This is a genomic window from Ferruginibacter sp. (assembly GCF_031430955.1).
GTDB lineage: Bacteria > Bacteroidota > Bacteroidia > Chitinophagales > Chitinophagaceae > Ferruginibacter.
The window spans coordinates 1-5,809 of the sequence record NZ_JANPCM010000690.1; the positions used below are offsets into that span (position 1 = coordinate 1).

6 protein-coding genes and 1 pseudogene are annotated in these 5,809 nt (G+C 35.9%); 4 read left to right on the forward strand and 3 right to left on the reverse strand.

The annotated features are described in order from the left end of the window. Positions 1-14: 14 nt before the first annotated feature. Positions 15-626, reverse strand: a complete 612-nt coding sequence (locus ACY65O_RS19785) for a hypothetical protein (RefSeq protein ID WP_462222585.1) — start codon at positions 624-626, stop codon at positions 15-17. A gap of 211 nt (positions 627-837) precedes the next feature. Here ACY65O_RS19785 and ACY65O_RS19790 point away from each other — a divergent pair, with 211 nt between their 5' ends. The 4 genes and pseudogenes from ACY65O_RS19790 to ACY65O_RS19805 form a co-directional block, all read left to right on the forward strand. Beyond that, on the forward strand, positions 838-2,091 hold the full coding sequence (locus ACY65O_RS19790) for a DEAD/DEAH box helicase (RefSeq protein ID WP_462222586.1): 1,254 nt from the start codon (positions 838-840) through the stop codon (positions 2,089-2,091). 161 nt (positions 2,092-2,252) lie between these two features. Beyond that, positions 2,253-2,447: a hypothetical protein gene (locus ACY65O_RS19795; protein ID WP_462222587.1), complete on the forward strand. Its 195-nt coding sequence runs from the start codon at positions 2,253-2,255 to the stop codon at positions 2,445-2,447. A gap of 184 nt (positions 2,448-2,631) precedes the next feature. Further along, positions 2,632-2,772 (forward strand): hypothetical protein, encoded by a 141-nt coding sequence (locus tag ACY65O_RS19800; protein WP_462222588.1) that lies wholly within the window; start codon positions 2,632-2,634, stop codon positions 2,770-2,772. A gap of 15 nt (positions 2,773-2,787) precedes the next feature. Beyond that, a pseudogene (locus tag ACY65O_RS19805) lies at positions 2,788-2,934 on the forward strand (hypothetical protein); the annotation flags it as partial. Between the two features lie 23 nt (positions 2,935-2,957). Here the strand turns inward: ACY65O_RS19805 and ACY65O_RS19810 are convergent. Together ACY65O_RS19810 and ACY65O_RS19815 are read right to left on the reverse strand one after the other, a co-directional pair. After that, a complete protein-coding gene (locus ACY65O_RS19810) occupies positions 2,958-3,701 on the reverse strand; it encodes a LytR/AlgR family response regulator transcription factor (protein ID WP_462222589.1) in 744 nt (247 codons plus the stop codon). Between the two features lie 26 nt (positions 3,702-3,727). Beyond that, a partial coding sequence (locus ACY65O_RS19815; protein ID WP_462222590.1) for a histidine kinase occupies positions 3,728-5,809 on the reverse strand: 2,082 nt, incomplete at its 5' end.

Sequence of the window (5,809 nt, forward strand, 5' to 3'; positions counted from 1 at the left end):
CCGTGCCGTCCGAGCTAACCACCACTTCCGGCTGGAGCCCCTTTTCGGGCACCGCCTCGCAGCGGGCTCCGGCCTGAGCGGGCAACGGGAGGCAGCACAGGATGCTCAAAATCAGGAGGATAATTTTCATTACCTGCATTATTTTCTTTTAAATAATCTGCTATAGTTTCTTTTTTAAAAACAATATTCTCTCTTATAGAAAATACCGTTTCAATAAAAGGCAGTATATCTTTTTTTCTGTTGATAATTTGTATGATTAAAGTATGTGCCGCTATTTGAAGTAAAGCAGTTGAAATATTTTCCTTTGCCCCAGCATCAAGATTATCAAAAATATTATCGGCAACAATAAAGCCCGGTTTTTTAGTAAGGATGTATTGCAACAAAGCTTTTTTCTGTTCGCCACTGCTCATACTTTTAAGGCTGCTGTTAGCAGCAGTTGTAATTTCAAAATTATCATGCAGCATTTCTTCTTCAATAATTTTATTTATGCTGATGTGGGAATACAAGGCACCTTCCCCGTTTGGCAACATCATATAATTTTGCAATAAACTTCCATTCAGTAAATTTTCAATTACTAAAAAATAATTACAGTCGGGTGCAATATCAACAGCACAATGTTTAATCATATTATTTTCCAAATCATTTTAATTAGGCAAATTAATGTTTTCCTTTTTAGTTTGAAAGTGTTACTAAAAAACCACTAAATAATAATCCCCTATCTTCGCAGTTCTCCACAAAAAATTACGGCAGGTTGTAAGCCGGTGGTACAAACAAATTTCCTTCGCTGATTTCAGAAAATACAACGTCCTTTCAGCCATACATCATAAACCATTATTAATGGATTTTAACAATTTAGGGTTAATTGAACCCATCCTTAAAGCTTTATCCCAACAGGGTTACAGCAACCCAACCCCTATCCAGCAACAAGCTATACCCATTGTATTAAAGCAACAGGATTTATTAGGCTGTGCCCAAACAGGTACGGGTAAAACAGCAGCATTTGCCATTCCTATTTTACAATTATTATATCAGCAAAAACAACATGTGCCGGGCATTAAAGTTTTAATACTTACACCTACACGTGAGCTTGCTATACAAATAAATGAAAGCTTTGCAGCATACGGCGAATATACCGGCATTACACACACGGTAATATTTGGCGGCGTATCACAATTGCATCAAACCGTTGCATTAAAAAAAGGGGTAGATGTTTTAATTGCTACACCAGGCAGATTATTAGATTTAATGAGCCAGGGTTTTATTAACCTGCGCCATTTACAAATTTTTGTTTTGGACGAAGCCGATCGCATGCTTGACATGGGTTTTATACATGATGTAAAAAAAGTTATTGTACGCCTGCCCGAAAAAAGGCAAACACTTTTTTTCTCGGCCACTATGCCGCCGGAAATACAAAAATTAGCGAATGTACTTTTAACCAAGCCGGCAAAAGTAGAAGTAACTCCTGTATCATCTACCGTGGATGCTATTGAGCAAAGTTTATATTATGTAGATAAGCAGGATAAAAATAAACTGTTGCTGCACTTATTAAAGAATGATGAAATTGTAACTGCCTTAGTATTTACCCGTACCAAACATGGTGCTGATAAAGTGGTAAAGGTTTTACATCACGAAAATATAACTGCGGCTGCCATACATGGCAACAAATCGCAAAATGCCAGGCAAAACGCATTGAGCAATTTTAAAAACGGAAAACTCCGTGTGCTGGTAGCTACTGATATTGCTGCAAGAGGAATTGATATTGATGACCTGAGCCATGTAATAAATTTTGAATTGCCCGAAGTACCAGAAACTTATGTACACCGCATTGGCCGTACCGGAAGAGCTGGCAATACAGGCATTGCATTGTCTTTTTGCGATGCGGATGAAAAATTAGAGTTGAGGGATATTCAAAAACTTATTGGCAAAACAATACCACAGATTACAGGCCATCCGTACCTGCTATCACCCAATGCACAACCTCAGGCAAGTGTATCAAAGCCACACCAGCGGAGTAATTTTAAAAGCCGTGGTAATAATTCAAATTCCCAGAGCGGAAACAGCAGAAGGAGTTACAGTTCTCACCGCAATTAAATAAAATATCTTTTATAAAAAAGCCATCTGTTTTTAAATAGATGGTTTTTGTTTTTACATTCTTCTGTTGTAATTGTCATTATTTATTACATCATTCACACATTAAAGGAGGGAGTTTAATAATTTTAATTATATCCGCTTATCTTGTAAAAAAACAAGCTATGGAAAAACGTTTATTAGGAATAATATTATCCGTTTTAGGCATTGTGGGCTTAATATATGCAGGCGTAAGTTTTATGAATGGCGGTTCGGGCATTAAAAATGTAAAGACCATTATTTTTACCGGAGTACTGGGGGCTATTTTCTTTTTTGCCGGCATTACTTTAATAAGCAATACAAAAGATAAGGCTACATAATACCATATCTATCCTCAATAAATATTTTCTAAAAACATCCCCTTCATAAAAAATTATATTTAATTATTTTTTAGTTCTGATGCTTTAATAAAGCAATCAATCTCTTCTTACTCTTTAGGTTTTATTGACAGTATTTTAGAAATACAACAATTCTCCTTTGCTGTTGTAATCTATTATGCACATATTGCAGGTTAAAAAAAATCAGGCTATATATGTTTTTGTTGATGAAAAAAGATCCGCTGTATCAGCACCTAAAGATGCAAGCAGCGGTTACGAATACAGTAAAGGATTTAGTTATTACAAATCGGTAAGGGATGCAGGCTAACAGTTTTTTGCAGAAGAAATACCTTCGGGCATTTCCACTATTGAATATGAAACTGTAGTATCAGCCGAAGGAATATTTTCTAACGGACCCATTGCTTTGCAATGTATGTATCAACCGCAGGTGAGGGCTTATGGAAGTGGTATTATTTTGCAGGTAAAGTAAAAGCAAAATATTTTAGGTATACCTTAATGCTGTTTAAGCGTATGCATTACCATTTCTTTTTTACGTTTAGAAACAGGAAGTTGTTTACCATCACTCATAAGCAATATGCCTTCCCGGTCAACTTTAGAAACATATTTTGCATTGGCAAGGTAAGATTTATGGATACGGATAAAACCATGCTCTGCTAAAAGCTCTTCATATTCGCCCAATGTTTTTGAAACTAACATGGGTTTTTGTTTGGTAAAAACAAAACGGGTATAATTATTTTCTGCTTCGCAATACATAATTTCTGCAGGTTCAAAAAAAGAAACGCCTTCCATTGTAGATAGTGCCAGTTTAAAATCTTTAGGGTCTTTTTGCTGCAGGTTGTTAAGTAAATTAGAAACCAATAATTTTTGATTTTGATTTTGTTGTTTAATAATGTGGCGGTTAACAGCATTATGCAATTCCAGAATATCAATCGGTTTTAATAAATAATCTAAAGCACTAAAGCGTATTGCTTTTATGGCGTATTGGTCGTAAGCGGTTGTAAAGATCACATCAAAATTATTTTCGGTTGCCATATTCAAAAAATCAAAACCATTTAGCGCAGGCATTTCTATATCCAGCATAACCAGCGTTGGGTTAAACGTTTGCAGCAGCTCCAACGCATCTTTAGCAGCAGCACAATATTTAATTTCTGTTGCAGTGGCAATATGCTTCTCTATCAATATTTTTAAAATATTACCGGCAGCGGCTTCATCATCAACAATTAATATTTTTACCATAACAAATTATTTTTTAGCTATAAAAATTATTCGGCCTCTAAATTTGAAGGGAAAGAAATAACCACTTTTGTTCCGTTTGAATTTCCATCTTCATCTTTTTTATCAGTAGTTTCCAGATGAATGGCCACTTTAAGCTGTTGACCTAATACGTATAATCTTTGCTGCAATATTGCCGTTCCTTTGGACGCAAATTCTTTACTACCCAATTTTTGTTGCCTTATTATTGCTGCTGCATCCCGCCCTATTCCATTGTCATCAATAGTTATAAATATTTGGGCATCTTTTTCTTCATAAATTATTTCTAACTTTTTATCGCCTTCTTTATTACGCAGGCCGTGCCAGATAGCATTTTCAACAAGTGGCTGTGTTATTAGTGATGGTATCATTATTTCATTGGTATCTGTTATGCCTGTAATATTTATATGGTAAACAAAAGATTTACTGAAGCGTAATGATTCTAACGATAAATACAATTGCAGCATTTCAATTTCGTCGCTTAATGGTATCAGTTCTTTTTGTGAGTTGTTTAATACCATGCGCTGCAGCTTGGAAAATTTTGACAGGTATTTATAAGCAGCATCTACATTATTGGTTAAAATACATTCCTGTATCGCATTTAAACTGTTAAAGATAAAATGCGGATTCATCTGGCTGCGTAAAGCTTCCAGCTTGGCTTTGGACAGTTGCTCGTTCATGCTGTACACTTCTATACTCTTCTGCTGAATAAGCTGTTCTGCTTCTATTGATTTTATTTTATTGGCAACCAATGTGGCTATGGTAGTAAGTACCTGCAGATGCTGCGGCGTATAAAAATTTCTTTCAGGATGCTCACTGTCTAATACGCCAATCAATTCATCATTATAAATTACCGGCACAGTTATTTCACTCAACCGCACTAAATCATCTGCTCTGTACCGGCTGTCTTTTGTGGTATCTGCAACAACTACTGCTTCTTTTGTTTGCATTACATAACCAACCAATCCCTGGCCGGGATATACTTCAAAAAGTTGTTGGCGTATTTCCTCTTCCGAATCTTTTGGGCCATGGCCTGCCTTTTGCAGCATTTTTGTTTTATCAGCATTCCATAAATAAATCATGCAATCAACAAAGCCAAGGCGGCCAACCAGGTTTTTAGCCACATCCCACAATACATCATTAATGGTATGTTTATCTATCAGGGAAGATGAAAAATAATTAATGATCTGCTCCAGCTCCAGCTTGCTTTTATATTGCTCTGCATTTAACTGCTGCACTTTTAATTTTTCTGCGGCAATTGCTTTAATGTTTTTAACACGCCATTTTATAAATACATAAATTATATAAAAAGCACAAAGTGCCAGCAATATCCGGAACCACCATGTTTTCCAGAAGGGTGGTGTAATCCTGAATGGAATGATGAGCATTTCTTTTTGCTGGTTTCCATAAACATCTCTTGCTTTTACATGAAGGATATAATTGCCCGGCTGCAGCGAATTAAAAGTTACATCGGAGTGAGCACCCAATTCAATCCAGTTTTTATCAAGCCCCTGCAACTGGTAATAGTAATTTATTTTTTCGGGTTGCACAAATTCCAATAATCCAAACCGGAAGTAAATCCTGTTTTGCTGGTAAGATAAAGAAGATAAAATATCCGTTGAAAAATTTACAGCTTCTCCATTTATCTGCACCTCATCTAACTGCAGCAATCTTTTTTCATTTTTCTCGGCAAAAAATTTATAAGGATTAATGTTGACTAAATTTCCGTTAAATAAAAAGTAAATATGCCCGTCTTTCCCTTCCAGGCTGCTGCCAAAATAATTACTTAGTTTATCCGGCGATTGGGCAAAAACATTTGTGAAAGTATTTTTTTCTGCATTGTATAAATTCACGCCACCCATAGAGCCCACCCATAACCTTTTTTTAACATCAACACAAAGTGTAAAACTAAAATCATGCAGTAATCCATCTGCCGTGGTATAAATTGCAGCAGTTTCCTTCTGTAAATTATATTTGATTAAACCGTTTTGAGAAGTAACCCAGATATTTCCTTTACCATCATCAGCAATATCCCTTGTATTGGCATAAGAAAAATGCAGGGCCTGCAGTTTTTTCCGCAGTTGAATGGTATC

Coding starts and splice junctions, on each gene's coding strand:
- ACY65O_RS19790 (WP_462222586.1), top strand. CDS start 838: ATGGATTTTAACAATTTAGGGTTAATTGAACCCATCCTTAAAGCTTTA.
- ACY65O_RS19795 (WP_462222587.1), top strand. CDS start 2,253: ATGGAAAAACGTTTATTAGGAATAATATTATCCGTTTTAGGCATTGTG.
- ACY65O_RS19810 (WP_462222589.1), bottom strand. CDS start 3,701: ATGGTAAAAATATTAATTGTTGATGATGAAGCCGCTGCCGGTAATATT.
- ACY65O_RS19785 (WP_462222585.1), bottom strand. CDS start 626: ATGATTAAACATTGTGCTGTTGATATTGCACCCGACTGTAATTATTTT.